This window comes from Castellaniella sp., assembly GCF_036379515.1.
GTDB lineage: Bacteria > Pseudomonadota > Gammaproteobacteria > Burkholderiales > Burkholderiaceae_B > Castellaniella.
In genome coordinates, this window is sequence record NZ_DASVGN010000009.1 from 61,138 (window position 1) to 85,689 (window position 24,552).

The 24,552-nt window shown below is 59.7% G+C and carries 24 protein-coding genes; 20 read left to right on the forward strand and 4 right to left on the reverse strand.

Annotated elements, in window-relative coordinates; translation table 11 throughout:
- Positions 1–11: 11 nt before the first annotated feature.
- On the reverse strand, positions 12–1,238 hold the full coding sequence (locus VF285_RS02825; protein ID WP_346951100.1) for an ammonium transporter: 1,227 nt from the start codon (positions 1,236–1,238) through the stop codon (positions 12–14).
- A 40-nt stretch (positions 1,239–1,278) separates the two neighbouring features.
- Entirely contained in the window at positions 1,279–1,617 is a 339-nt protein-coding gene (gene glnK, locus VF285_RS02830; RefSeq protein ID WP_346951163.1) for a P-II family nitrogen regulator, read from the reverse strand.
- A 315-nt stretch (positions 1,618–1,932) separates the two neighbouring features.
- On the opposite strand from glnK, the gene VF285_RS02835 reads away from it, so the two are divergent.
- From VF285_RS02835 to VF285_RS02860, 6 genes are all read left to right on the forward strand, one after another.
- Positions 1,933–2,442, forward strand: a complete 510-nt coding sequence (locus VF285_RS02835) for a MarR family winged helix-turn-helix transcriptional regulator (RefSeq protein ID WP_346951101.1) — start codon at positions 1,933–1,935, stop codon at positions 2,440–2,442.
- Between the two features lie 129 nt (positions 2,443–2,571).
- Entirely contained in the window at positions 2,572–3,624 is a 1,053-nt protein-coding gene (locus tag VF285_RS02840) for an aromatic ring-hydroxylating dioxygenase subunit alpha (protein ID WP_346951102.1), read from the forward strand.
- Between the two features lie 69 nt (positions 3,625–3,693).
- Positions 3,694–4,668: a PDR/VanB family oxidoreductase gene (locus VF285_RS02845; protein WP_346951103.1), complete on the forward strand. Its 975-nt coding sequence runs from the start codon at positions 3,694–3,696 to the stop codon at positions 4,666–4,668.
- 59 nt (positions 4,669–4,727) lie between these two features.
- Positions 4,728–5,897, forward strand: a complete 1,170-nt coding sequence (locus VF285_RS02850) for an ABC transporter substrate-binding protein (protein WP_414648055.1) — start codon at positions 4,728–4,730, stop codon at positions 5,895–5,897.
- A gap of 85 nt (positions 5,898–5,982) precedes the next feature.
- Entirely contained in the window at positions 5,983–6,972 is a 990-nt protein-coding gene (locus VF285_RS02855; protein ID WP_346951165.1) for an aldo/keto reductase, read from the forward strand.
- A gap of 96 nt (positions 6,973–7,068) precedes the next feature.
- A complete protein-coding gene (locus tag VF285_RS02860; RefSeq protein ID WP_346951104.1) occupies positions 7,069–7,968 on the forward strand; it encodes an NAD(P)-dependent oxidoreductase in 900 nt (299 codons plus the stop codon).
- Positions 7,969–7,994: 26 nt separating this feature from the next.
- Here VF285_RS02860 and VF285_RS02865 read toward each other — a convergent pair whose 3' ends face one another.
- On the reverse strand, positions 7,995–8,909 hold the full coding sequence (locus VF285_RS02865; RefSeq protein WP_346951105.1) for a LysR family transcriptional regulator: 915 nt from the start codon (positions 8,907–8,909) through the stop codon (positions 7,995–7,997).
- 245 nt (positions 8,910–9,154) lie between these two features.
- Between VF285_RS02865 and VF285_RS02870 the strand changes: the two genes are divergently transcribed.
- The 14 genes from VF285_RS02870 to VF285_RS02935 all read left to right on the forward strand — a co-directional run bounded on the left by VF285_RS02870 (position 9,155) and on the right by VF285_RS02935 (position 23,399).
- On the forward strand, positions 9,155–10,198 hold the full coding sequence (locus tag VF285_RS02870) for an amidohydrolase family protein (protein ID WP_346951106.1): 1,044 nt from the start codon (positions 9,155–9,157) through the stop codon (positions 10,196–10,198).
- A 21-nt stretch (positions 10,199–10,219) separates the two neighbouring features.
- The gene (ligK, locus tag VF285_RS02875; protein ID WP_346951107.1) at positions 10,220–10,915 is read left to right on the forward strand and encodes a 4-carboxy-4-hydroxy-2-oxoadipate aldolase/oxaloacetate decarboxylase; all 696 of its coding nucleotides are present in this window, start codon (positions 10,220–10,222) and stop codon (positions 10,913–10,915) included.
- Positions 10,916–10,925: 10 nt separating this feature from the next.
- Positions 10,926–11,843 (forward strand): amidohydrolase family protein, encoded by a 918-nt coding sequence (locus VF285_RS02880; protein WP_346951108.1) that lies wholly within the window; start codon positions 10,926–10,928, stop codon positions 11,841–11,843.
- Positions 11,844–11,846: 3 nt separating this feature from the next.
- Positions 11,847–12,239, forward strand: coding sequence for a protocatechuate 4,5-dioxygenase subunit alpha (gene ligA, locus VF285_RS02885; RefSeq protein WP_346951109.1), 393 nt, complete (start codon positions 11,847–11,849; stop codon positions 12,237–12,239).
- Positions 12,236–13,102 carry a class III extradiol dioxygenase subunit beta gene (locus tag VF285_RS02890; RefSeq protein WP_346951110.1) on the forward strand — a complete coding sequence of 289 codons (867 nt, stop codon included), beginning with the start codon at positions 12,236–12,238 and terminating at the stop codon, positions 13,100–13,102. The genes ligA and VF285_RS02890 overlap by 4 nt, the downstream gene beginning before the upstream one ends.
- A complete protein-coding gene (locus tag VF285_RS02895; protein WP_346951111.1) occupies positions 13,102–14,061 on the forward strand; it encodes a Gfo/Idh/MocA family oxidoreductase in 960 nt (319 codons plus the stop codon). Before VF285_RS02890 ends, VF285_RS02895 begins: the two co-directional genes overlap by 1 nt.
- A gap of 60 nt (positions 14,062–14,121) precedes the next feature.
- Entirely contained in the window at positions 14,122–15,297 is a 1,176-nt protein-coding gene (locus VF285_RS02900; protein WP_346951112.1) for an ABC transporter substrate-binding protein, read from the forward strand.
- A gap of 68 nt (positions 15,298–15,365) precedes the next feature.
- Positions 15,366–16,220 (forward strand): branched-chain amino acid ABC transporter permease, encoded by an 855-nt coding sequence (locus tag VF285_RS02905; protein ID WP_346951113.1) that lies wholly within the window; start codon positions 15,366–15,368, stop codon positions 16,218–16,220.
- Between the two features lie 8 nt (positions 16,221–16,228).
- Positions 16,229–17,290, forward strand: a complete 1,062-nt coding sequence (locus VF285_RS02910) for a branched-chain amino acid ABC transporter permease (protein ID WP_346951114.1) — start codon at positions 16,229–16,231, stop codon at positions 17,288–17,290.
- The gene (locus tag VF285_RS02915) at positions 17,287–18,036 is read left to right on the forward strand and encodes an ABC transporter ATP-binding protein (protein WP_346951115.1); all 750 of its coding nucleotides are present in this window, start codon (positions 17,287–17,289) and stop codon (positions 18,034–18,036) included. The genes VF285_RS02910 and VF285_RS02915 overlap by 4 nt, the downstream gene beginning before the upstream one ends.
- Entirely contained in the window at positions 18,029–18,751 is a 723-nt protein-coding gene (locus tag VF285_RS02920; RefSeq protein WP_346951116.1) for an ABC transporter ATP-binding protein, read from the forward strand. Before VF285_RS02915 ends, VF285_RS02920 begins: the two co-directional genes overlap by 8 nt.
- A gap of 85 nt (positions 18,752–18,836) precedes the next feature.
- On the forward strand, positions 18,837–20,729 hold the full coding sequence (locus tag VF285_RS02925) for an FAD-dependent monooxygenase (protein ID WP_346951117.1): 1,893 nt from the start codon (positions 18,837–18,839) through the stop codon (positions 20,727–20,729).
- 99 nt (positions 20,730–20,828) lie between these two features.
- A complete protein-coding gene (locus tag VF285_RS02930; RefSeq protein ID WP_346951118.1) occupies positions 20,829–22,082 on the forward strand; it encodes an NAD(P)/FAD-dependent oxidoreductase in 1,254 nt (417 codons plus the stop codon).
- Between the two features lie 147 nt (positions 22,083–22,229).
- Positions 22,230–23,399, forward strand: a complete 1,170-nt coding sequence (locus VF285_RS02935) for an ABC transporter substrate-binding protein (RefSeq protein WP_346951119.1) — start codon at positions 22,230–22,232, stop codon at positions 23,397–23,399.
- A 108-nt stretch (positions 23,400–23,507) separates the two neighbouring features.
- Here the strand turns inward: VF285_RS02935 and VF285_RS02940 are convergent, their stop codons facing one another.
- Positions 23,508–24,461: a LysR family transcriptional regulator gene (locus VF285_RS02940; protein WP_346951120.1), complete on the reverse strand. Its 954-nt coding sequence runs from the start codon at positions 24,459–24,461 to the stop codon at positions 23,508–23,510.
- Between the last annotated feature and the right edge of the window lie 91 nt (positions 24,462–24,552).

Genomic DNA, 24,552 nt, shown 5'->3' on the forward strand with positions numbered 1-24,552 from the left:
CCCGTGTCGCTTTACCGCTGGTAGGCGGTTTCACCGTGCAGGGTGATGTCCAATCCTTCGCGTTCTTCGTCGCCTGCCACTCGCAGCCCACAGAGCTTGTCGGCGATGAAATAAGCAATCAATGCGCAGACGCCTGACCAGATCAACGTGGTTGCGACCGCCGAGAACTGCACCCAGATCTGGTAGGGGATTTCTGACCAGGTCTTCAGGCCCGGCCCGCCCAGTGGCTGGGCGTTGAAAATGCCCGTCAGGAGCGCTCCTGTGATGCCGCCTACGCCGTGGATACCGAAGACGTCCAGGGTGTCGTCGACTCTCAAGAATGATTTCAGGCCATTGACTCCAAATACGCAGATCGCCCCCGCCAGTGCACCGATGACCAATGCGCCTGCCGGACCTACCAGGCCTGCGCCCGGGGTGATGCCGACCAGACCCGCCACCATGCCGGAGATTCCTCCCAACAAGGACGGCTTGCCCTTGTGGTGCCATTCCACCGCCGTCCAGGCCAGTACGCCGGCTGCCGTCGCCAGCAAGGTGTTGAAGAAGGCAAGCGCTGCCGTCTCATTGGCACCCAGAGCTGAGCCCGCGTTGAAGCCAAACCAGCCGACCCACAGCAGGCTGGCGCCCGTCATGGCCATGGGCAGGTTGTGGGGCTGCATGGGTTCGCGCCGATAGCCGATGCGAGGCCCAAGGTAGTAAGCACCCACCAGCCCTGCGATCCCCGCGTTCACGTGCACCACGGTCCCGCCGGCGAAATCCAGCGCACCCAGTTTGAAGAGCCAGCCGCCGGGCGCCCAGACCATGTGAGCGATGGGTAGGTACGCCAGCGTCATCCAGATGAGCGAGAACACCAGGACGGCCGAATAGCGCATGCGCTCGGCGAACCCGCCGACCACGAGCGCGCAGGTAATGCCCGCAAAGGTCGCCTGGAACGCCGCGAAGGTGATCTCGGGGATGGTGCCGGCCAGGGCGAATTTCTGCGTGCCCAGGTTCATCATGCCGTTGAAGAAAAGGCGCGACAGTCCGCCGATCACGGCGTTTCCTGGCGTGAACGCGATGGAGTAGCCATAGATGAACCAGATGATGATGGCCAGACAGAAAGTAGAGATCACTTGCACGGCCGTGGACAACACATTCTTGTTGCGGACGAGCCCCCCATAGAAGAGTGCAAGCCCTGGAGTCACCATGAGCAGGACGAGGATGGTCGACAGACTCATCCAGACCATATCGGTTGTATTCATTGAAAGCTCCTGATGCGTGTTGGATTCGATGAAGGACGGGTCAGAGGGCTGTTTCGCCGGTTTCACCGGTGCGGATACGCACTACGTGTTCGAGTGGAGTGACGAAAATCTTGCCGTCGCCAATCTTTCCCGTGCAGGCCGAGGCGCAGAGGCTCTCGATGGCGCGTTCGACCTGGTCGTCGGCGATGGCCACCTCCAGCTGCAGCTTGGGCAGAAAGTCGATGGAGTATTCGGCGCCGCGATAGAGTTCGGTGTGCCCCTTCTGGCGGCCGAACCCTCGGACTTCGGTCACGGTCATTCCCTGAACGCCCACAGAGGCCAAAGCCTCGCGGACGTCATCGAGCTTGAAAGGCTTGATGATGGCGGTGATGAGCTTCATGGTGGTGTCCCAGAAAGTGAGTTTCACTGAGACTCAAGCAATTCTCGTGCCAGCCATTTCTTGTGTCTTGCCAGTAACGCCGTACGGGAAGGTCGGGGAGATGGGGCAGGGGGTATCGCGGGTTCTGCCCGAAATTGGTGCGCAGCGGCGCGCTGACGTGGGTCATGCACCAGCCTGGACGAATGCTGCCGTTGGCAGCGTGTGAGTGATAATCTCGTTTCTGGGCCGCGGAGGTACGCCTTGCACAAGCAATGGATGAACCACCTCGCGAGATCCCTGGTCTGCCGCGAGTGCGGCGACACCCTGCGAGAGGATATGTCTGATTCCAGCCTGACCGATTCGGTTCTGTATGAACCTCTTTATGTTCAACCGGGACATTTGCTTCGGCGTGCGCAGCAGATTTCTGCGTCGATCTTCCATGACGAAATCGCCAGTGTCACACCCATACAATATGCCGTGCTGTGCGTGGTGCTGGCCAATCCCCAGGTCGATCAGGTTTCCATGGCGGGGCTCGCTGCAATCGATACGTCGACGGCCGCCAGCGTGGCGTCACGGTTGGAAGAAAAAGGCCTGCTCGCCCGCGAGGTCGATTCCGCAGACCGGCGGCAGCGCCGCCTGTCACTCACGCAGCAGGGGCAAGATCTCCTGATCGAGGTCAATGCCGGCATCAGCCGCCTGCACAGGCGCATCTTCGAAAAGTTTTCGGCCGAGGAAGAAGCGCAGTTCATGGTCCTGCTGGAGAAACTGGTCCATGTGAACAACCATCAGAGCAGAGCTCCTCTGACGCGCGTGAGCCCGCCTACTGACCCGGCTTTTTCCGACTAGCGCGGATCAATACCCAGGGTTAATCCCAGTACAGTCCGAGATCTTGAGTTTCTAGAATGGTTAAATAATGAGTGCACTGATTAATAGTGCACTGAACGATTTTGGACTCAAGCGCTGATGGAGGTGCCCATGTTTCCCATGAATGCCTGGTACGTGGCCTGTACGCCCGATGAAATCGCCAGCAAACCTTTGGGCCGGACAATTTGCGGCCTGCCGATCGTCTTGTATCGTGGCCAGGAAGGCAAGGTTGCTGCCCTGGAGGACTTTTGCCCTCATCGGGGTGCTGCTCTGTCGCTGGGTTCGGTGGTCGATGGCCATCTGATGTGTGGCTATCATGGCTTGGTCATGGATTGCCATGGCAAGGCGGTTTCGATGCCTATGCAGCGTGTCAATGGCTTTCCTTGCATTCGCAGCTACCCGGTCGAAGAGCGGTACGGGTATGTGTGGATCTGGCCTGGCGATGCGGCCAAGGCAGATGCCTCTGCCATTCCCCAGCTGCCGTGGGCCGATAATCCTGAATGGGCGTTTGGCGGCGGGCTCTATCACATCAATTGCAGCTATCGCCTCATGATCGACAACCTGATGGATCTGACGCACGAAGCGTATGTGCATTCAGGCAGCATCGGGCAGGGTGAAATCGACCAGTCGCCTGTCAAGACGCATATCGAGGGCAATCAGGTCGTGACCAGCCGCGAAATGCACGACATCATTGCGCCTCCCTTTTGGCAGCTTGGCATGCGGGCGCAAGGCCTCGATGACCAGGCGCGCGTGGATCGCTGGCAGTACTCGCGCTTCACCGCGCCGGGCAGTGTCCTCATCGATGTCGGCGTGGCCTTGGCCGGCGAAGGGGGGATGCAGGCAGACCCCGCCAAGCGCGTGTATTCCATCGTGGTCGATTTCATGACCCCCGAGACCGGGACCTCGCATTGGTATTTTTGGGGTATGGCCCGGCATTTCAAGCCCGATGATGCTGCCCTGACCGATTCGATTCGCGAGGGCCAGGGCAAGATCTTCAGTCAGGACCTGGCTGTGCTCGAGGCCCAGCAGAGCAACCGGAATGCGTTTGCGGGGCGCCGGCTGCTGGCGCTGAACATCGATGCCGGCGGGGTTCGGGCCAATCGTATGCTCGATGACCTTGTCGCCGCCGAGCGTGCTTTGCCCACAGAGGCTGCCGTCGGCTAAAGTTCAGTTTGACCCCGCTGTGGCAGCCGGGAAAAATTGGCTGGCGGCGGGGGCATCATAGAGAGAGTCATGACTGATACTTTGTTGTCCGTGCGGGTCGCTCAAAAGTTGGTGGCTGCACAGGATATCGTAAGCCTTGCCCTGGTGGACGCCGGAGGTGGCGAGTTACCTGTCTTTACCCCTGGGGCTCACATCGACGTGTATTTGCCGGGTGGACTGATTCGTCAATATTCGCTGATGAACGATTGCCGCGATCGTACTCAGTTCTGCATTGGGGTGTTGCGTGAACCGCAGTCGCGGGGTGGGTCCATCGTGCTGCACGATCAAGTCCAGGTGGGTGACGTGCTGCAGATCAGTGCGCCGCGCAATCGGTTTGAACTCCAACCTTGTGCTCACAGCCTCTTGCTTGCGGGGGGCATAGGGATTACGCCACTTCTGTGTATGGCGCGTCAATTGCAGGCGCAGGCAGCGGATTTCTCATTGCATTACAGTTGCCGTACACAGGCACGGGCCGCATTCCTGGCCGAGATCGCCCCTTTGGTGCAGACAGGTCGTGCGCATCTGCATTTTGATGATGAACTGCAGACGATACTGAACGCCCCGGCTGTGCTTGCCCAGGCGGCTCAGCAGGGCGCTCAGGTTTATGTGTGCGGTCCGGCAGGCTATCTGGAATTCATCCGGGGTCAGGCCAGTGCCGCAGGCCTTGCAGGCACTCAAATCCATTTCGAGCGCTTCGCACTGGACGAGTCCCAACGCCCGCAAGTGGGTGGTGGTGACGTGGCTTTTCAGGTGCAGTTGGCCAGTACGGGCGAAATCTTTGATATTCCGGCCGACGAGACGGTCACCCAAGCGCTGGATCGCCAAGGGGTGTTCATTCCGGTGTCCTGCGAAGAAGGTATTTGCGGCACGTGTCTGACGGGGGTGAAGTCGGGGCTTCCTGATCACCGCGACAGCTATCTGACAGACGATGAGCACGCGGCCAATGACGAGTTCACACCGTGCTGCTCGCGTGCGCTGACGCCGTTGCTGGTGCTTGATCTGTAGAGGCGTGTTAGCTTAGTCGTTGATATAAAAAACTTGATATAAAACTTGGGAGACAGCTTGTGAAACGTACCTTGATCAAATTGTTGGCTACTTGCACTTTGGTGGCTGGCGCCTTGGGCACCGCTCAGGCGCAGGATCTTAAGATCGGGATGGTAGTGCCAGTGTCGGGGCCATTTGCCTCCACAGGACAGCAGATCATGAATGGCGCCAAACTCTACCTGAAAGAGCACGGCGACACACTGGGCGGCCGCAAAGCGGTTCTCATTGAGAAGGACGACACGGGCGTGTCGCCCGCCCTGAGCAAACGCCAGGCGCAGAATCTCATCATTCAGGACAAGGTCGACATCCTGGCCGGGTTTGGCCTCACGCCTGCTGCGTTCGCCGTAGCGCCGCTTGCAACCGAGTCCAAAATTCCCATGGTGGTGCTCAACGCGGCCACGTCTTCCATTACCGAGAAGTCTCCCTACATCGTCCGTACGTCCATGACACTGCCGCAGGTGGCAGCCCCTATGGCGACTTGGGCCGCAAAAAACGGCATTCATTCCGTTTATATCCTGGTGGCCGATTATGGCCCCGGTCATGACGCTGCGGCCCAGTTCAAGAAGACTTTCACAGCGGCTGGCGGAAAAATTCTGGGCGAAGTCGATACCCCGCTGACCAGCCCGGACTTTGCCCCCTTCCTGCAAAAGATCAAGGATGCCAAGCCGGACGCCATTTTCTCCTTTGTGCCCAATGGGGAGCAGGGCGTGTCTCTGGCCAAGGGCTATAAGGAAAAGGGCCTGGACAAGGCAGGCATCAAACTGCTCGCGACGGGTGACGTCGTCACTGAAGACGTACTGGGCGCCATGGGTGATAACGCGTTGGGAATGATCACCTCGTTCCATTATTCGCAGGCCCACGACTCGCCAGAGAACAAGGCGTTCGTGGCCGCTTACGAGAAAACGTACCCTGGCGTGCGTCCAAACATGGTTGCAGTTGCCGCGTACGACGGGATGCATCTCATCGACATGGCGCTCGCCAAGACGCACGGTGACGCCAAAGGAGACGCCTTCATGGCAGCTGTGAAGGGCATGCATTGGATGAGCCCGCGCGGTCCGGTCGAGATCGACCCGCAAACACGGGATATCATTCAGAACATGTATATTCGCAAGATTGAGCGCGTCAACGGCGTGTTGCAGAACGTCGAGTTCGACACGTTTACGGCAGTCAAAGATCCGGGCAAGCAGTAAGTCCTGATCGGTTGGCCTCAAGGGCTGCCTCAGGGCAGCCCTTGTCTTTGCCTCGTTGACAGAAGATGGAGATAATCGAGTCATGATGACACAACGCAAAATTGCAGACTTGGACGTCTCTCCCATTGGCTTGGGGTGCATGGGGCTGAGCCATGGTTATGGGCCTGCCGTATCCGAAGCACAGGCCAGCGCGGTGCTGCTGGGTGCGCTCGATGCTGGCGTGACGCTGTTCGATACCGCCGCGCTGTACGGCTTCGGTGCCAACGAGGAACTGGTCGGGCGGGTGCTGGCCCAGCATCGCAGCCGCTTCGTTCTCGAGAGCAAGTGCGGCATCTTTCGCGGGCCCGATGGCAAGCGTCTCATCGATGGGCGCCCCGACACCTTGCGCAAGACCTGCGAAGACTCCTTGCGCCGCCTGCGCACCGACGTCATCGATCTCTACTACCTGCATCGCTGGGACAAATCGGTGCCAATTGAAGACAGCGTAGGGGCGCTGGCTTCGTTGGTCCGGGCGGGCAAGATTCGTCATATCGGATTGTCTGAAGTGTCGGCTGCGACGCTACGCAAAGCCCATGCAGTGCACCCGATAGCGGCAGTGCAATCCGAATACTCGCTCTGGACGCGCAATGTCGAAATCGCGCTTCTCCCGGCGTGCCGCGAACTGGGCGTAGCCTTGGTCTCCTTCAGCCCATTGGGCCGGGCCTACTTCACGGGTGACCTCCGAAGCCTGGATCAGCTGGCGGCCACAGACTTGCGGCGGCGGCTTCCGCGTTTTCAGACGCCAGCATACGAGCACAACCTGGCGTTGCTGGAGCCGTTGATCGCGCGGGCGCGGGCTTTGCAATGCACTCCGGGGCAGCTCGCTCTGGCATGGCTGCTGCACCAGGGGGACGACATCGTGCCGATTCCGGGCACGACTCGCCTCGATCACCTGCAAGAAAACCTGGGGGCTGTCAAACTGGTTCTGGATGGGTCAATCTGCGCGGAGCTCGCATCCTGGTTCGGTCGTGACCGAATCAATGGCGAACGCTACGTGCCCGCCACGTTAAAAGAAGTGGATACAGAAGAGTTTTAAGTTGTTGCGGAGCGCTGATTCAGGCGGCTGCCGGCAGCGCGGCAGCGCAATTCATTCGAATACGTCGTGTGGGCTCAGGCTCATCAAGGGGAAGTCATGCAAGAGACTCGGTTGGGATTGATCGGATACGGAGAAGTGGGGCGGATATTCTGTGCAGGCCTGTCTGGCCATATGCAGTCGGTCTGCGCCTGGGACGTGAAGCTCTCGGACGTTGCGCTGGCGGTTCCGTTGCGTGCGCAAGCGCAGCGCGACCAAGTGAGCCTGTGCGCATCCGCTGCCGAGCTCTGCTCACAGGCCGATCTTGTCATGTCGGCCGTGACGGCATCCAATACGGTGGCCGTGGCACGGGATGCCGCTGCACATTTGAAGGTGGGCACGGTCTTTCTTGATTTGAATTCGGCCTCTCCCGGAGCCAAGCGCGAGGCTGCGGCCTTGATTGAAGCAGCAGGGGGGCATTACGTGGAAGCGGGCGTGATGAGCTCGGTTCCTCCCCACGGTATTCGGGTCCCGATGTTGCTGGGAGGCCCTCACGCGAAGGCGCTGGCCGATAAGCTGACTGCTTGGGGGATGGACGCTCACGCGGTGTCCGAGAAGCTGGGGGTGGCCTCCGCCATCAAGATGTGCCGCAGTGTGATGATCAAAGGCCTGGAGGCCTTGGTGATCGAAAGCTACACGGCAGCACGCGCCTATGGCGTCGAAGACTACGTACTGCCTACCTTGCAAGAAACCTTCCCTTCGATCGACTGGTCGGAAGAAGGGCGCTATTTTTACAGTCGCGTCGTGCAGCACGGAAAGCGCCGCGCCGAGGAAATGCGAGAAGTCGCCAATACGGTACGCGAAGCAGGTTTTGAGCCGCTAATGTCGGCAGCGGCGGCCCAAAAACAGGATTGGGTCGCCAAGCTGGCGGCCAAAGGTCTGTTCGAGGGCGTGCAAAAGTCTGGCGGCTGGCAGGCGTACGCCGATCACCTGATTCAACAGGCCCGCAAGCAAGACTGACGCAGGGCCTCGCGTTTGGCCTGGGCTCAGGCCGACACGATCATGCTGGCCGGATAGGCCTGCCGTACGGTGGCCCGAATCAGATTGAGCATGGCTTTTTGCGTGAGCGTGGTGATGCGCCCGGGCGCGGTTGCCAGGTAAAGGCAACTGGGCAGTTCGGGCTGCACAATGGGCCGTACGTGATATAGGTCGGGCTGCGATGAGGTCAGCACCGCGTGCCGGGTGAGCACTGCGTAGCCCGCGCCATCAGCGACCAGGTCCAGAATGGCAGGGACGCCATCGATTTCGAGCCGGATGTTTGGTCGGCAGCCTATGAGCGCCATTTGTGATTCCAGCAGCATGCGCACAGTGTGGGGGCGGTTGGGGATCACCAGGGGTACGTTGGCCAACGCTCGCAAGGTCACAGGCTGGTCTGAGGGATGCGGCCCGCGTGGACCAATCAGATACAGCAGTTCGCTTGTCAGGGGAGCCAGTTCCAGGTCGGCCGACGCGGTGGGGTTGTAGAGCAGGGCAATGTCCAGCCGGCCCGCCAGCAGCCATTCCTGCATCACCAGAGAAAGGCCTTCGCTGATGGACAAGGTAGCGTTGGGCAGTTGTTTGCGGAACTGGCGGGTCAGCGGAACCGTGATCATTTTGGAGGCGCTGGGAGGGATGCCCAATACCACGCGTCCAGCCAAGGCGCCTTGCACGCGGCCCATGTCCTCTTTCGCGCGCTCCACCTGATGCAGAATGCCCCGGCAGTGGTCCAGCAGCAATTTGCCGGCCTCTGTCGTGGTCACTCCACGGCCGTTGCGGTTCAGCAAATTTTGACGCAATTCGACCTCGAGCCGGCGCACCTGGCGGCTTAACGCGGGTTGTGCGATGTTCAAGGCTTGGGCGGCCTGTGTGAAGCTCCCCAATTCGGCCACGCGCTGAAAATATTCCAGTTGTTTCAAATCCATGGTCGAAGTCTCTGTGGCGGCTGGGCGGGGTGGCGTGGCCGACCTATCGGCTTCGCGCCCGAATTTTAGAAGAAACTAGGGGTTTACCCTTATATTTGGCATTGATCCGGGTTCATCATAACAGTTCGGCATAGCAGCTAGTGGGTCTATGTCCTTATTTATAAGGGTTCTTCTGTCCATAATGAGAACGTCGCGGCAGAGGTGATACAGCCACCATCACGGAATTCAGCAAACAGGACGTGTTCATGAACAGAAAACCTCTCATCATTGATTGCCATGGGCACTACACCACGGCACCCCAGGCTCTGGCCGACTGGCGTGAGAAGCAGATTGCCGGGATTAAAGATCCATCGCAGATGCCTCGAGTTTCCGATTTGCACATCAGCGACGACGAAATCCGCGAGAGCATCGAGTCCAATCAGCTGCGCCTGATGCGTGAGCGTGGTGCGGATATCAATATTTTTTCGCCGCGTGCGAGCTTCATGGCACACCATATCGGCGATTTTCAAATCTCCAGCACCTGGGCAGCCATCTGCAACGAACTGTGCCACCGTGTGGCCACTTTGTTCCCTGAGCACTTTGCCGTCGCGGCCATGTTGCCGCAATCTCCGGGGGTGGACCCGGCCACCTGCATTCCCGAACTCGAAAAGTGCGTGAATGAATATGGCGCGGTCGCCATCAATCTGAATCCGGACCCGTCGGGCGGGTACTGGACCGCGCCTCCGTTGTCGGATCGTGCGTGGTACCCCATTTACGAAAAAATGGTCGAATACGACATTCCGGCCATGATCCACGTCTCGACCAGCTGCAACGCCTGCTTTCACACTACAGGGGCGCACTACCTGAATGCCGACACGACCGCGTTCATGCAATGCCTCACGTCCGATCTGTTCAAGGATTTTCCCACCTTGCGTTTCGTCGTGCCGCACGGAGGTGGCGCGGTGCCTTATCACTGGGGGCGTTTCCGCGGCATTGCCATGCGCATGAAGCGGCCGCTGCCAGAGGACAATTTGCTGGACAATATTTTCTTTGATACCTGTGTCTACCATCAGCCCGGAATCGATCTGCTCACCCGGGTGATTCCGGTCAAGAATGTTCTATTCGCGTCCGAAATGATCGGCGCAGTGCGCGACATCGATCCGGATACCGGGTTCTATTTCGACGACACGAAGCGCTATGTCGAGGCTGCGAGCACGCTCAGCGAGGCTGACCGGTTCCAGATCTACGAAGGCAATGCGCGTCGTGTCTACCCGCGGCTGGATGCCGCCTTGAAGGCCCGAGGCCTTTGACTGTTATCGGAGATTGATGAAATGGGTGCTCCTTTGAACCAATTGGGTGTCGTGCATCGCAATATCCAGCGTGCCGATCCTGCCGCTGTTGAAAAACTTTCTCACCTGAGTGTTGCCACGATCCACGAGGCCATGGGCCGCGACGGACTCATGCGTCCTTACATGCGATCGGTCTGGCACGGTGCCAAGCTGTGCGGTACGGCGGTGACCGTGCTGCTGCAGCCGGGAGACAACTGGATGCTGCACGTTGCTGCCGAACAGATCAAGCCCGGTGACGTCGTCGTGGCGGGCTGCACCGACGAAAGCACCGGCGGCTTCTTCGGTGACCTGCTGGCCACGTCCTACAAGGCGCGGGGTGCCAGGGGCCTGATCATCGATGGAGGGGTGCGAGATGTCGACACATTGGAAGAAATGGGCTTTCCGGTGTTCAGCCGTGTGGTCCATGCGCGTGGCACGATCAAGGCTTCCCTGGGGTCGGTCAACATCCCCGTGGTGTGCGCCGGTGCCATCGTGAATCCTGGTGACGTCGTCGTGGCAGATGCCGATGGCGTGGTCGTCGTGCCTGCTGCGGCGGCTGCCGAGGTTGCGGCCAAGGCCCAGGCACGTGAAGACAACGAGGCCAAGAAGCGCGAAATCTTTGCCTCGGGTGTTCTCGGGCTGGATTACTACAAGATGCGCGAGGGCCTCGAAAAAGCGGGCCTGAAGTACATTGATTGAGGGTAGCCCCATGAGCTCTCCAGAAGTATTCGAAAAGACGCCCGGCTGGCTGGATTTCTACGATGGCCCCAGCCGCCCGCACTTCAAATTGCCGGCCGGTGCCGTGGACGCCCACTGCCACGTATTTGGGCCGGGTGCCGTGTTTCCGTATTCGCCCAAGCGCAAGTACACGCCGTGCGATGCACCCAAAGAGGCACTCTTCGCCCTGCGGGATCATCTGGGCTTCGAGAAAAACGTGATCGTGCAGGCTACCTGCCATGGCACGGACAACCGTGCGCTGGTGGATGCCCTGAAGGCGTCCCAAGGTCGGGCGCGTGGCGTGGCGTCCGTCGCTCCAGACATCTCCGACGCAGAACTGCACGCGTTGCACGAAGCGGGGGTGCGGGGTACGCGCTTCAATTTCGTCAAGCGCCTGGTGAGCAATACCCCCCGCGAGGTGTTCGTGCAGATTGCACAGCGCATTGCGCCGCTGGGTTGGCATATCGTGGTGTATTTCGAGGCTCAGGATTTGCCCGATCTCTACGATTTTGTGGCTGCATTGCCGACCACGGTGGTTGTGGATCACATGGGGCGTCCCGATGTCACCAAGCCGGTGGATGGCCCGGATTTCAACCTGTTCGTGCAGTTGATGCAGGAGCACTCCAATATCTGGAGCAAGGTCACCTGCCCGGAACGCCTGAGCAAGACAGGGCCTTTCGCCCTGAACGGCGAGCAGCATGCCTACCATGACGTCGTGCCCTTTGGCCGCCGCCTGGTCGAAACATTCCCTGACCGTGTGTTGTGGGGCACGGACTGGCCACATCCCAATCTGAAGACACATATGCCAGATGACGGATTGCTGGTGGATTACATCCCGCAAATTGCCCCGACCGCCGAGCTGCAGCAAAAGCTCCTGGTCGAGAACCCCAATCGCTTGTACTGGAGGTGAACCATGTCCTTGAACAAGCCCTATACCGACATTCCTGGCACGACCATTTTCGATACTGACCAATCCCGCTTGGGTTACCACCTGAATCAGTTCTGCATGTCGCTCATGAAGGCTGAAAACCGCGACCGGTTTCGTGCCGACGAACGTGCCTACCTGGACGAATGGCCCATGACCGAGGATCAGAAACAGGCGGTGCTGGCGCGAGACCTGAACCGCTGTCTGAAGCTGGGCGGAAACATCTATTTTCTTGCCAAGCTTGGGGCAACCGATGGCCGCTCATTCCAGTACATGGCAGCCAGCATGACGGGCATGTCGCAAGAAGATTACGCCGCCATGATGCTTCATGGCGGCCGCTCCATTGAAGGCAACCGCAAGATCGGAGAACACCACTCATGAGTCAGACTCACGCGCGCATCACGGCCAGCGTCTATACCTCCCATGTGCCCGCCATTGGGGCGGCGGTGGATCTGGGCAAGACGGGTACCGACTATTGGGCTCCGCTTTTCAAGGGTTACGAGTTTTCCAAGCAATGGCTCAAAGAGAACAAGCCGGACGTGATCTTCCTGGTGTACAACGATCACGCGACGGCTTTCAGCCTGGATCTGATCCCGACCTTTGCGATCGGGACCGGCGAGCAATACAAGCCGGCCGACGAAGGCTGGGGGCCGCGCCCCGTTCCTACCGTCATCGGTCACCCCAAGCTGGCCGCGCACATCGCTCAGTCAGTCATTCAGCAAGACTTCGACCTGACCATCGTCAACAAGATGGACGTGGACCATGGCCTCACGGTACCGCTCACCTTGATGTGTGGCCAACCTGAAGCCTGGCCTTGCCCGGTGATTCCATTCGCGGTCAACGTGGTCCAGTACCCGGTGCCTTCGGGGCGGCGTTGTTTCCAGTTGGGGCAGGCCATCCGTCGTGCCATCGAGGCCTACGATGAACCGCTCAACGTTCAGATCTGGGGAACGGGCGGGATGAGTCACCAGCTTCAGGGACCGCGTGCTGGCCTCATCAACAAAGAGTTCGACAACGCCTTCATGGATCAGATCATTCGCGACCCGGCGGCGCAGGCCGAGGTGCCGCACATCAATTATGTGCGTGAGGCAGGCTCCGAGGGCATTGAGCTCGTCATGTGGCTGATTGCACGTGGCGCCATGGCCGATGTCGCAGGGGGGCCTGCGCCGCGCGTCGCGCACCGCTTCTACCACGTGCCAGGCTCGAACACGGCCATTGGCCACCTGATTCTTGAGGAACAATAATGGCTGAGAAGATTCTGAAGGTTGCTCTGGCAGGTGCGGGAGCCTTTGGCACCAAGCACCTCGATGGCATCAAGCACATAGCGGGGGTCGAGGTCGTCTCGCTGGTGGGGCGCACGCTCGACAAGACGCGCGCCGTCGCGCGGCAGTACGGCATTGACCACGTGACGACCGAGCTTTCCGAAGCGCTGGAGCGCCCCGAGGTCGACGCGGTCATTCTTTGCACACCTACTCAGATGCACGCCTCGCAGGCCATGCAGTGTCTGAGGGCTGGCAAGCACGTGCAGACCGAGATTCCCATGGCGGACAGCCTGGCCGACGCACAGGCGCTGGTGGATCTCGCCAGTCAATCCGGCAAGGTCGCCATGTGTGGCCACACACGGCGCTTCAACCCCAGCCATCAGTACGTGCACCAGCGCATCGCGCGCGGCGAGTTCCACGTCCAGCAGATGGACGTGCAGACGTATTTCTTCCGTCGCCAGAACATGAACGCCAAGGGCGAGGCGCGCAGCTGGACCGATCATTTGCTGTGGCACCATGCAGCGCACACGGTGGACCTGTTTGCCTATCAGTGCGGCAGCCCCGTCGTGAAGGCCAATGCAATACAGGGGCCAATTCACCCGCAATTGGGTATTGCCATGGACATGTCCATTCAGCTGCAGGCCCAGAATGGCGCGATTTGCACACTGTCGCTCAGTTTCAACAACGAAGGGCCGTTTGGTACGTTCTTTCGCTATATCGGCGACACGGCCACGTACCTGGCGCGCTACGACGACCTCGTCACCGGCAAGGACGAAGCCATCGATGTCAGCAAGGTAGCGGTGTCCATGAATGGCATCGAATTGCAAGATCGCGAATTTTTTGCCGCGATCCGCGAGGGGCGCGAGCCCAATTCCAGCGTGGCGCAGGTGCTGCCCTGTTATCAGGTGCTGCATCAGCTGGAGCAGCAGTTGCAAGGCTGAGCCTTTGGCACCAGCCCGATTCATATAAGTTGTCAATAATCATCCATCAGGAGCAAGACCATGAAACTCATCAAAACCTTGGGCGCGGTGGCCTTGGCCTTGGGCACGGCCGTGGCCTTCAGCCCGGCACAAGCCAAGGACCTCAAAATCGGGCTGGTTGTTCCGATGTCCGGACCGTTTGCGGCGCACGGCAAGCAGATCCAGCATGGCATCGATCTATACATGGCCGAACACGGCAACATGGTGGCTGGCCGCAAGGTCGACATCATCGTGAGGGATGACACGGGTATTTCGCCTGCGGTGGCCAAGCGCCAGGCGCAGGAACTCGTCATCAAGGACAAGGTCGACATCCTGGCCGGGTTCACCTTGACACCCAACGCCTTTTCGGTGGCACCCCTGGCCACCGAGGCCAAGGTGCCCATGGTCGTCCTGAACGCCGCGACGTCGTCCATCACGGAAAAATCCCCCAACATCGTGCGCGTGTCCATGACCTTGCCGCAGAATACGGCGCCGATGGCCGAGTGGGCCTACAAGAACGGGATTCACAAAGTCTATACGCTGGTGGCCGATTATGGTCCCGGTCATGATGCCGAAAAGCAATTCCAGAAGACCTTCACCAGCTTGGGCGGACAGGTGGTAGGTGAAGTCCGCACTCCGGTCAACACCGCCGACTACTCGCCGTTCCTGCAACGCGTGAAGGACGCCAAGCCGGATGCCGTGTTCCTGTTCGTTCCCAATGGTGAGGCTGTGGTGGCGCTAGCCAAGGGCTTCAAGGAGCGTGGTCTGGACAAGGCCGGAATCAAGGAGATCGCAACCGGTGACCTGACGGACGAAGACCTGATCGATGCTTCCGGCGATGCGGCATTGGGCATGATCACCTCGTTCCATTATTCCCAGGCGCATGATTCGCCCGAGAACAAGGCGTTCGTGGCCGCTTACAAGAAGGCCTATCCTAAGGACCGCCCCAATTTCGTTGCGGTGGCCGGGTACGACGGCATGCACCTGATCTACAAGGCCCTGGAAGCGACCAAGGGGGATTCCAGCGCGCCGGCTTTCATGGCCGCAGTCAAGGGCATGCAGTGGGTGAGCCCGCGTGGTCCCGTCGAAATCGACCCGCAGACCCGCGATATCATCCAGAATGTTTACATCCGCAAGGTGGAGCGAGTCGACGGTGTGTTGCAGAACGTTGAGTTCGATACCTTCAAGGCTGTGAAGGACCCGGGCAAGGCAAGCTGAGCATCGTATAAGCCGGCGGGGTGTGCGCAGACCGCAGCACAGCCCGTCGCCTTTTTTCGGAATGAATCATGACGATATTTTTCGATGGCGTGGCTTTTGGCATGCTGTTGTTTCTGATCAGCGTCGGCTTGTCGGTCACTCTGGGGTTGATGAACTTCATCAACTTGGCCCATGGTGCGTTCGCGATGTTGGGCGGGTACGCTTGCGTGGTGCTGCTCAATCGCTACGGTGTGCCGTTTTTGGCGACCTTGCCTTTTGCGATCCTCATCCCGGCACTGGCCGGAATCGTGCTCGAAAGGACGCTGTATCGGCGTCTGTATGCGGCTTCTGAACTTGATCAAGTGTTGTTTTCCATTGGCCTGGTGTTCATGTCGGTCGCTGCCGCACATTATTTCTTTGGGGCACAACAACAGCCGCTGCATTTGCCGGCCTTCCTGCAAGGACAGATCCATCTGCCGGGGATGGACGTTGGGGTCTATCGCCTGTTCCTTGTCATCGTGGGATTGGTCGTGGCGCTGGGGCTGCAATGGTCCATCATCAAGACTTCCTTTGGCGCCAAGCTGCGTGCATCGGTGGATAACCAACGGGTAGCGCGCGGCCTGGGCATCGACGTCAACCGCGTGTTCAGCCTCACGTTTGCGTTGGGATCGGCACTGGCGGGTCTTGGGGGGGCGATGGGAGTCGAAATGTTGGGCCTGGACCCTGAATTCCCCGTGAAGTATCTGGTGTACTTTCTGATCGTCGTGACAGTGGGTGGCACGGGAAATATTCTCGGGTCCCTGTATGCAGCCATTTTGCTGGGGGTTGCGGACGTCGCAGGCAAGTATTACATCCCGCAGATTGGCGCCTTCATCATCTACGCGGTGATGGTCGCGGCCTTGATCTTCCGGCCCCATGGCCTCTTTGGCCGCAGTCATAATTGAGCCCTGCCATGTCGACACTTTCCATGAATCACAAGTCGCCCAGTACGGCTGGTGCTCCTGAGCACGAAGCGCTGGCGCGGTATCGGCGTGCCGCGCACTGGAAGCCTCTTGAATACGTGTTCTGGTGCCTGCCCGTCATCGCCTATTTTCTGTTCCCGGGAAACTACCTGTTGTTGAGCCAGATCGCCATTACGGGCCTGTTCGCGCTCTCACTGGACCTGATCTTTGGCTATGCGGGCCTGATTTCGCTCGGGCACGCGGCGTTCTTCGGAGTGGGGGCCTATACGGTGGGCCTGTTGGGAACGCACGGTTTTGGCGACCCGATTCTGTGTCTGCTTCTGGCAGGACTGTTCGCCGGCATTCTGGGCTTTCTGAGCAGCTTCTTGCTGTTGCGCGGCAACGATCTGTCACGACTCATGGTGACGTTGGGGGTAGCCCTCATGCTCTTCGAGCTGGCCAATAAATTCACCAGCATCACGGGTGGCGTCGATGGCATGCCAGGCGTCGAGGTCAAGCCCATTCTCGGGCTCTTTGATTTCGACATGTTCGGACGCGTGGGCTACATCTATTCCGTCGTCGTGTTGTTCGTGCTCTTCTGGTTTGCGCGCAGGCTGGTGTATTCGCCGTTTGGGCAGAGTCTGCGGGGCATTCGCATGAATGTGCTGCGCATGCCGGCGCTCGGGGTGCCGGTCAACCGCCGCCTGGTCAAGATCTATACCATCGGTGCAGCGTACGCCGGCGTAGCGGGCGCATTGCTGGCGCAGACCAATCAGTTCGTATCACTGGACGTGCTGAGCTTCCAGCGGTCGGCCGATCTTCTACTCATCCTCATTTTGGGCGGTGCGGGCCACCTGTATGGCGGCATCCTGGGCGCTGTGGTGTTTGTGGTCATCAACTATTTTCTGTCAGACATGAATCCGCAGTACTGGCAGTTCTGGTTGGGTCTGATTCTGGTCCTCGTCGTCCTGTTTGCACGGGGCGGCATTCTGGGCACTGCGCAGCAATGGATCGAGTCCTCGCGGCAGAAGGCGCGTGCGCGCCGCAACGTGTCGCCCGGAGACGTGTCATGAGCCCGGTATTGCAGACCCATGATCTGGTGAGAACCTTTGGCGCCTTCGTGGTGACCGATCAGGTGAATCTCTCGATTGCGGCGGGGGCCAGGCATGCCCTCATTGGTCCGAATGGTGCCGGTAAGACCACGCTCATCAACTTGTTGACGGGGTACCTGGAGCCCACCTCTGGGCAGGTGGTTCTGATGGATCAGGACGTCACCCGGATGGCGCAGCATGAACGCTGTCGCCAGGGTCTGGTGCGTACGTTTCAGATCAATCAGCTGTTCAAGGAAATGACGGTATTGGAGTCCGTGGCGCTGGCCGTGAGCGAGCGTCGGGGACTGGGTACGCAATGGTGGCGCCCGCTCGCGCGTCGTGGCGAAGTCGTCGATGAGGCGGCACAGATTCTCGAGCGGCTGAAGTTGCTGCCCGACGCCCTGGAGGCCACTCGCAACCTGGCCTATGGACGTCAGCGCTTGATCGAAATCGCGTTGGCGCTTGCCTTGGAACCCAAGGTCTTGTTGCTGGACGAGCCCGCGGCCGGGGTACCCACCAGTGAAAGCCACGAACTCTTCGAGACTATCGCGCAGTTGCCGCGCGAGGTGACCATTCTGCTGATCGAACACGACATGAACCTGGTGTTCCGGTTTGCCGACCGTATCTCCGTTCTGGTGTCGGGCGCTTTGCTGGTCGAGGATACGCCCGACGTCATTGCCCATCACCCACGGGTCAAGGAAGTCTATCTTGGAGAATCCCATGTCTGAGCTGTTGCGGTTGGAAAACGTGTGGGCAGGCTACGGTGACGCGATCGTGCTCGAGGACGTCTCGCTGACCTTGAATGCCGGCGATAGCCTCGCCTTGCTGGGCCGCAATGGCATGGGCAAGACCACGCTTTTGGCCACGCTCATGGGGGCCACTCGCCAGCGCAAGGGGCAGATTCTGTATCGCGGCAAAGACATTGCCCACGTGCCCAGCCATTTGAGGGCGCAGGCAGGGTTGGGCTGGGTGCCACAGGAGCGCGATATCTTCAAATCGCTCACAGTCGAAGAGAATCTGACGGTGGTTGCCCGCGCGGGTGATTGGACGCTCGACCGTGTCTACGGTATTTTTCCACGGCTGAAAGAGCGGCGTGCGAATCTTGGCAACCAGCTCTCGGGAGGTGAGCAGCAGATGCTATCCATGGGGCGAGCACTCATGTTGAACCCCAAGGTACTCCTCCTGGACGAACCCCTTGAAGGACTTGCACCGCTCATTGCACAGGAGCTGCTCAATATCACGAGCAAGATGGTGGCCGAAGGCAATATGGCCGTCATTCTCGTCGAGCAGCACGCTCGCCAGATTCTGCCCATTACGCGGCAGGCTCTAGTGCTGGAGCGTGGGCGCGTGGTGTATTCGGGCGCAAGTGATGCACTGTTGGCCGACGATGCCGCGCTGGACCGCTGGTTGGGTGCGGGTGCAGACGAAGCGGTAGAACACTAAAAATTGGAGCGCTCAGGACGGCGCTGCAGGGCGTGTTGCAGCGTGCGTCTGCACGTGGCTTTGGACCTCCCGAGGAGACATCACCATGCAGTTTCATCACAATGGCTATGTATCGGCCGATCCCCGCATTCGTTCGGCGGCGGGCGTGGGTCTCGACCGGCCACAGGATATCCCCGATGAGGTCGACGTCCTGATCGTGGGGACCGGGCCTGCCGGAATGATCACGGCGGCTCAGTTATCGCAGTTTCCGGATGTCACCACCCGGATCGTGGAGCGGCGCGCCGGGCGTCTGGAAGTCGGGCAGGCTGACGGTATCCAGCCTCGTAGCGTAGAGACTTTTGATGCATTTGGGTTCGCCGAGCGCATCGTGGCCGAGGGTTGCAAGATCACCGAAACGGCCTTCTGGAAGCCTGATCCGGCGGATGTGTCGCGCATCGTACGGACCTCGCGTGTGCTTGAAGATCCCAATGGCGTGAGCGAATATCCACACATCACCGTGAACCAGGCACGAGTACTGGACTATTTTGCTGAATTCATGGCCAATGCGCCCACCCGCATGAAACCGGATTACGGTCTGGAATTCCAGGGGCTGGCGCTGACGAACGACACCGTGCATCCGGTAGCCGTCACGCTGTCTTACGTCGAAGGCCCCAGGGCAGGGCAGACGCGCGTGGTTCGCGCGAAGTACGTCGTGGGGGCGGACGGCGCGCACAGCCGGGTCCGAGATGCCATTGGCTGTCGAGCCGAGGGAGGCTCCTCTCATCATGCCTGGGGGGTGATGGACCTGCTGGCCGAAACGGATTTTCCCGATATTCGGGTGAAGTGCGCCATCCAGTCCGAAGAGCATGGCACCATCCTGCTCATTCCGCGCGAGGGAGGGTATCTGTTTCGTCTGTACGTTGATCTGGGTGACGTGCCTGCCGGCGATCGCAGCATTCGTAACACCACTGTCGAACAAACGATTGCCCGGGCGCAGAAGATTTTCCATCCTTACGCCCTGGATGTGCGAGAAGTCGCCTGGTATAGCGTGTATCAGGTGGGACACCGGGTGTGCGATCGTTTCGATGATGTGCCCGTCGAAGAAATCGGACGGCGCCTGCCGCACGTATTCATCGCGGGGGACGCGAGCCATACCCATAGCGCCAAAGCAGGCCAGGGGATGAATGTGTCCATGCAGGACGGCTTCAATCTGGGCTGGAAGCTCGGCCACGTGCTGCAGGGCAGAGCTCCCGAGGCCTTGTTGGCCACGTATTCGGCCGAGCGTCAGGAAATCGGACAGAACATTATCGACTTCGACAAGCGCTGGGCCAGCACCATGGCCAAACGCCCCGAGGATTTCGACGACCCCCGCGATCTTGAAAACGCCTATTTGCAGATCACCGAGTTTGCACAGGGCTTCATGACGCAATACAGCGCTTCGATGATCACGGGCGGCGAGACTCATCGATCGCTGGCGACAGGCTTTCCGGTCGGCAAGCGTTTTCGGTCGGCCAGGGTGACGCGCGTGGCAGATGCCGATGTGCTGCACCTGGGGCACGAACACAAGGCTGATGGACGTTGGCGTATCTATGTTTTCGCGGATGCCTCGCCCACCGGACAATCGGCTGTCCTGGCAGCACTCGGAGACTGGTTTCTGCAGTCGCCGGATTCGCCACTGACGCGATCCACTCCGGCTGTGCTGGATGCCAATGCCTGGTTCGATCTCAAGGTGATCTACCCACAACCACACATAGAGGTTGACCTGAATCGGGTACCTTTGGCCTTCTTTCCTCGGGTGGGTCGGTTTCAGCTGCAGGATCGTGACAACGTCTATGCGGCGACGCCGGGCGACGACATTTTCGACGTACGGGGTGTGGCTCGCACCGGAGCGCTCATTGTGGTTCGACCTGATATGTACGTGGCTCAGGTGCTGCCTCTGGCCGCTACCCGTGAGCTGGGTGAGTTCTTCAAGGCAGTGACCTTGCCACAGAGGCCCTAGGCTGCCCTGACGCTCAAGCAAGTCGGAGACCAAGGGTTTATCCTGACTGATCGAGTCAGGCGCCTACACGCTGGCGCGACTGGAATCCAGGAGTATGACATGAAGAACATTGTGGTCATCGGTGGTGGTTTTGGCGGGCTCTGGAGCGCCGTGGGTGCGGCTCGCGAGCTCGACGAGCTGCATGTCGGCCCGGATCAGGTCGCCATCACCTTGATTGAAAAGAACGACTTTCACAGCATCCGGGTGCGGAATTACGAAGAAAACCTGGGCGTCACCATCGTGCCGCTGAAGAAGGTGCTGGGACCTATCGGAGTCAAGCATCTGCAGGCCGAGGTCATCGGTGTCGATCTGCAAAAGCAGCAGGTGCAAGTCAGGACAGCCCAAGGTTCCCAGTGCGTGTCTTACGACCGACTCGTGTATGCGTTGGGCAGCCATGTGAAGCGCCCGCCGATCCCTGGGCTTGTAGAGCACAGCTTTGACGTAGACACTTATCGGGGTGCCCGAAAACTGGAAAGCCACCTCAATTCCCTGTCGGCTGACACATCCCTGGGTGATGAAAAATACACGGTGCTGGTCGTCGGGGCCGGCTTGACCGGCATCGAAATCGCCACGGGACTCGCTGAGCGCCTGGACCGTATGGTGGGTGCAAGCAGACACGGCAAGAAGGCGCGCGTCATTCTGGCTGACAGTCGCAGCATTGGCTCGAACATGGGAGAGCAGGCCTGCAAGGTCATTGATGAGGCTCTTGCCGACATGAAGATCGAATCGCGTCCGAACGTTGCGATCAAGTCGGTGGACGCTCACGGGGTGACCTTGGCGGATGGGGAACGGATTCTCACGGCGACCGTAATCTGGTGCGGCGGCATGCAGGCCGATGGCCTGGGGGCAAGTTTTCCTGTCGAGCGCGACCACTTTGGGCGAGTTCCGGTGGATGAGTATTTGCGCGTCAAAGGCGTAAGCCACGTCTTTGCTGCGGGCGATGTGGCTGATTCCACCGTGTGTGCGGGCCATGAATCGGTGATGTCGTGTCAGCATGGCCGTCCCATGGGGCGCTACGCGGGTCACAATGTGGTGGCCGATCTGATGGGGGAACCCATGCTCCCCCTGCGGATCGACTGGTACACGACGATTCTTGACCTGGGGCCTTGGGGCGCGGTCTATACCGAGGGCTGGGATCGCCATGTCGTGTCGACGCGCGAAGCCGCCAAGCAGACCAAGCGAACCATCAACGGGCATCGCATCTATCCGCCTCTGACCGAAAATCGCGCAGAGATTCTGGCTGCGGCCGAGCCCGTCATTCAGGCGCCACCGGCGACGGATCGGACAGCAGGCGCGGCTGTGCCTGCATGCTGACAAGATGCCTTTCACACCCGCCAGATGGGTGGGTGTGAGCAGTTGTAAAGGCCGGGGCATCCGGAGACAATGGAGGCCACCGGTGCCCGGCAGATATTCCCGAGTTGTGTAGTACCCAAGAGCACCCATCCATCACAGGAGCGAGACATGAAATTACGCAAGACAATGGCGGCCATGGCGCTGGCACTGGGCACGGTTGTTGCCGTGAGCCCGGCCCAAGCCAAAGACCTGAAGATTGGTCTGGTATTGTCAGTGTCAGGGCCGTTTGCGGCCTATGGCAAGCAGATCAGCCACGGTGTCGATCTGTACATTGCCGAGCATGGCGATACAGTGGCGGGCCGTAAGGTCAAGGTCATCATCCGCGATGACACCGGCATTGCACCTGCGGTGGCCAAGCGTCAGGCCCAGGAGCTGATCACCAAAGATCACGTTGATATTTTGGCGGGCTTCGACCTCACCCCCAACGCATTCTCAGCAGCCCCGCTCGCGACTGAAGCCAAGGTGCCCATGGTGGTCATGAACGCGGCCACGTCTTCCGTCACCGAGAAATCCCCCAATATTGTTCGCGTGTCCATGACCTTGCCCCAGAGCTCATGGGCCATGGCCGAGTGGGCCTACAAGAACAATATCCGCAAGGTGTACACGCTGGTGGCCGATTATGGGCCCGGTCATGACGCCGAGAGGCAGTTCCAGAAGACCTTTACCGCTTTGGGTGGCAAAGTGGTCGGCGAGGTGCGTACTCCTGTGAGTACGGCCGATTACTCGCCGTTTTTGCAGCGCATGAAGGACGCCAAGCCGGATGCGGCATTCTTTTTCGTGCCGCCTGGCAGTTCCATGGTGGCCTTGCTCAAGCAGTTCCGTGAGCTTGGCCTGGACAAGGCGGGGATCAAAGAGCTGGGCACGGGCGACATGACCGATGAAGCCTCGTTGGCCGCCGTGGGTGATGCGGCCTTGGGGATGATCACGGCTTTCCATTATTCCCAGGACCACAAGTCTCCAGAGAATAAAAAGTTCGTGGCAGACTACATCAAGGCGTATCCCAATGATCGTCCCAATTTCATGTCGGTCGGTGGGTACGACGGCATGCATGTGATCTACGCAGCGCTCGAGAAGACCAAGGGCGATTCCAGTGCCGCCGCCTTCATGAAGGCCGTCAAGGGCATGAAGTGGGTCAGCCCGCGCGGCCCGGTAGAAATCGATCCGCAGACGCGTGACATCATCCAGAACGAGTACATTCGCAAGCTGGAAAACGTCAACGGCACGCTGCAGAATGTCGAGTTCGACACGTTCAAGAACGTGAAGGACCCGGGTAAATAAGGGGTATCAGTGGGTTCGGGCCGGTCTTGTGACCGACCGTCTTGCTGAAGAACGGGCCTGGTGCCGCTTCGGGCGGCCTGCTGGGCCCTTTTTATGCGGCACGCGCAACTACCGGATGACACTTGAGCGAGGCGTGCGGCGATCTTTTGCGGGCAGCGGTTGCTCTTGGTAGAGTTCCGTAATGAGCCCGCGTAGCCAGCGGTTTGCCGGGTCTGCGTCGTAGCGGGGGCTCCAATGGACGCCGACGTCGAATTCACGCAAGGGGAAGTCGGCATCGATCACGGCAAATTGCCGGTTGGGAGCAAATGAGGACAGCGCGATGTTTCGCGGCATGATGACCGCGAGATCGGTGGCCTCGAGGATGGCGGGCAGGGCCATGAAGTGCTCCGTCGTCAGACGCACGCGATCCTGTAGTTGCAAGGCCTGAAGCGCGGTGTGTGTGTAGGTATGCGTGCGCACCGTGATGAATTCCAGCGTGCCGATATCCTGGGTGTGGGTAGTGTGCCCGCGCCTGGCGCGTGTGAAGGGGTGGCCCTTGCGCATGAGGATGGCATAGCGGTCGTGAAACAGAACGGTGGAGCGCATGTTGCGCAGATCCGGTACGAAGCCGATCGCCAGGTCCACGCGCCCCTGGTCCAGCGCCAGCGCGAGCTCGTTCATTCCCGGACGCAGGGTTTCGATTCGGCTGTAAGGGGCGCGTTGCTGCAACGCCGTGATCAACGCGGGCAAGAAGCGGCCTTCACCGATGTCCGTCATGTACAGGCGAAAAACCTTGCTGGCCTTGGCAGGATCGAATCCGGCCGAGTCGGCCACGGCGCTTTCGAGGGCGTGCAGAGCGGCGTGGACTGCCGGGGCCATGCGATCTGCACGCGGAGTCGGGCGCACGCCACCGCCGGCCCGTACGAACAAGGGGTCTCCCAGAGAGTTGCGTAGTCGGCTCAGTCCCTGGCTCACCGCAGGTTGAGTCAGGCGCAGGGCCTCGGCGGCCTGGCTGACGCTGCGTGACGCGTAGATGAAGTCGAACAGACGCAGCAGATTGAGATCCAATGTTTCTGTATTCATTTATCTAATATCACATATCTAGACTATTTTATTGATTTATATCATAAGAGATACCACCATAGGGCAATGCATGGGGAGCAGCCCGTGAATA